The 2,763-nt window shown below is 62.1% G+C and carries 2 protein-coding genes and 1 pseudogene; 2 read left to right on the top strand and 1 reads right to left on the bottom strand.

Going from position 1 to position 2,763, the window contains the following annotated elements; all coding sequences use genetic code 11:
* Positions 1-180 (bottom strand): annotated as a pseudogene (locus QZY06_RS22155) (septum site-determining protein MinC); the annotation flags it as partial.
* 165 nt (positions 181-345) lie between these two features.
* On the opposite strand from QZY06_RS22155, the gene QZY06_RS06375 reads away from it, so the two are divergent.
* Both QZY06_RS06375 and QZY06_RS06370 read left to right on the top strand, forming a co-directional pair.
* Positions 346-1,869, top strand: coding sequence for a circularly permuted type 2 ATP-grasp protein (locus tag QZY06_RS06375; protein WP_295681738.1), 1,524 nt, complete (start codon positions 346-348; stop codon positions 1,867-1,869).
* Positions 1,869-2,763 (top strand): alpha-E domain-containing protein (locus tag QZY06_RS06370; protein ID WP_295681733.1); only part of this gene is annotated, 895 nt, incomplete at its 3' end. The genes QZY06_RS06375 and QZY06_RS06370, both read left to right, overlap by 1 nt.

Below are 2,763 nucleotides of genomic sequence, written 5' to 3'. Positions count from 1 at the left end.
GAGGTCGGCGGCGATGTCGCTGTCGATCACCACGGCCATGCCTTTGACGGCCTGCGGCATCTGGCGAACCATTTCAGCGAGCTGTATCCGGATCGCGGCGCTATCCGCTATCAGCACCCGCGCACGCGTGATCGGCAACATGCGGCCCTTCAGTTCGAGGGCAGGGCGGGAGCGAGTCATTGATTAGGGAGTAGTACCTGTCCGGCCGCCGCAGTCGATTGCGATGCGTGGCCTATGTTTTGCTTCGACGTGCTGCTAGGTTAGAGACCAAACCCTGCAATATCAACGTTCCGGCTGCGGTAGCCGGGATCGTCCGCCGCCGACTTGTAAAATATTGGAATCAGAATGGCCTTCGATTGGCGAAATTACCGCTGCGATGCCGCCTACGACGAACTGTTTGCCGCCTCGGGAGCACCGCGCCCCGCCGCCCGCAGCCTCGTCGAATACCTGCAAAGCCTATCCCCGCGTGACCTCGCCGATCGGCGTCTGGCAGCGGATCTGGCGATCAAGGTCATGGGCATCACTTTCACGGTGTACTCAGAGGGCAAGAACGTCGATCGAGCCTGGCCCTTCGACATCATTCCCCGGGTGATCCCGAAGAAGGAATGGGAAACGACGGAGAAGGGGCTCAAGCAGCGCGTCGACGCGCTCAACCACTTCATCCAGGACGTCTACGGCAAGCAGCAGATCGTCAAGGACGGCATCTTCCCGGCCGAGATCCTCGCCGAGTCGGTGAACTTCCGGAAGCAGTGCGTCGGCGTGAAGCCCAAGCACGGCATCTGGGCGCATATCTGCGGCTCGGATCTGGTCCGCGATGGCGACGGCACGCTCTACGTGCTCGAAGACAATCTGCGCGTGCCATCCGGCGTCTCCTACATGCTGGAGAACCGCGGCGTCATCAAGCGCATCTGGCCCGAGCTGTTCCAGACCACCAACATCCTGCCGGTCGACGATTACGCCGCCCAGCTCTACGACACCCTGGTAGCGATCAGTCCTCGGCCCGGCGACGCGCCGAACGTGGTGCTGCTGACCCCAGGCATCTACAACTCCGCCTACTTCGAACACGCCTACCTCGCGCAGCAGATGGGCGTGGAACTGGTCGAGGGTTCCGATCTCACCGTCGGCGATGACGACTGCGTCTACATGCGCACCATCGACGGCCCGAAACGAGTCGACGTCATCTATCGCCGCATCGACGATCTGTTCCTCGATCCCGACGTCTTCAATGCCGATTCAATCCTCGGCGCCAAGGGCCTGATGCGGGCCTGGATCGCGGGCAAGGTCGGCCTCGCCAATGCGCCGGGTGCCGGTGTTGCCGACGACAAGGTCGTCTACGCCTACGTGCCGCAGATGATCAAGTATTACCTCGGCGAGGACGCGATCCTGCCGAACGTGCCGAGCTATCTCTGCTTCGACAAGAAGCAGCGCGACTACGTGATCGCCAACCTCGACAAGCTGGTGGTCAAGCCGGCCAATGAATCCGGCGGCTACGGAATGATGATCGGCCCGCGCGTCTCGAAGGAGGAGCACGCCAAGTTCAAGGCGCTGATCGAAGGCAATCCGCGCAACTACATGGCCCAGCCGACCTTGAGCCTGTCGACCGCGCCGACCATCTGCGACGACGAGATCGAACCGCGTCACCTCGATCTCCGGCCGTTCATCCTGAGCCGCGGCGAAAGCACCTATGTGACCACCGGCGGCCTCACCCGCGTGGCGCTGGTCAAGGGCTCGCTGATCGTCAATTCCTCGCAGGGCGGCGGCTCGAAGGACACCTGGATCGTCGATATCGACGATGACGCACCCGGTGTCGTGACCTCGCCTGCCGCTGCCGCACAGGCTCAATCGCAATCGCAGAAGGGGACTCTCTGATGCTGTCCCGTGTTGCAGAAAATCTGTACTGGTTTGGCCGCTACGTGCAGCGCGCCGAGAACACCGCACGCCTGATCAACGTCAACGCCAACCTGATGCTCGACCTGCCGCGGCGCATGCCGCTGGGCTGGGCTCCGCTGATCGAGATCACCGGTGCCGAGGCGGCCTTCAAGGAGTTGTACGACGAAGCGACCGAGGAAAACGTGGTCCGCTTCCTGATGATCGATCCGCGCAATCCGGGTTCGATCGTCAGCTCGCTGAACAATGCCCGCGAGATTCTTCGCGTGTCGCGCGACACCATGCCGCGCGATACCTGGGAACGTCTGAACGACATCTATTTCTACGTTCAGGAGCGCGGCGAATCATCGATCCTGCGCACCGCACGGCAGGCCTTCGTGCAGCAGGTGATCAGCGGCGCGCTACTGGTCTACAGCGTGCTGACCACCAACATGAGCCGCGACGTCGGCTTCCAGTTCCTGCGCATCGGTACCAACATCGAACAGGCGGACATGACCACGCGCATCCTCGATGTGCGCACGCTGCGTCTGAACCAGAACGACGACAAACTCGATCTGACCCCGTTCGAGAACATCGTCTGGATGAGCGTGCTGCGTTCGCTCACCGCTTACCAGATGTATCGCCGCCATCTGCGCACCCGCGTCAACGGCAACGGCGTGGTCCGCTTCCTGCTGCAGAACCGGGATTTCCCGCGCAGCGCAATGTTCTGTCTCGACAACATCGCATCGACCCTGCCGCACCTGCCGAACAGCCGGAGCATCGAGCGCACCATCGACCGCACTCGTGGCCTGGTGCGCGATGCGAACATCGAGGGTTTGATGAAAACCACGATGGGCGTGCCGGACTTGATGGACGAAATCCAGATCGGTCTGAACG

The sequence above is a fragment of the uncultured Nevskia sp. genome (assembly GCF_903885465.1).
GTDB lineage: Bacteria > Pseudomonadota > Gammaproteobacteria > Nevskiales > Nevskiaceae > Nevskia.
This window is presented reverse-complemented; position numbering and strand designations above follow the sequence as displayed.

Excerpts from the sequence above, each read along its gene's own strand:
- QZY06_RS06375 (WP_295681738.1), top strand. The coding sequence starts at position 346 with ATGGCCTTCGATTGGCGAAATTACCGCTGCGATGCCGCCTACGACGAA.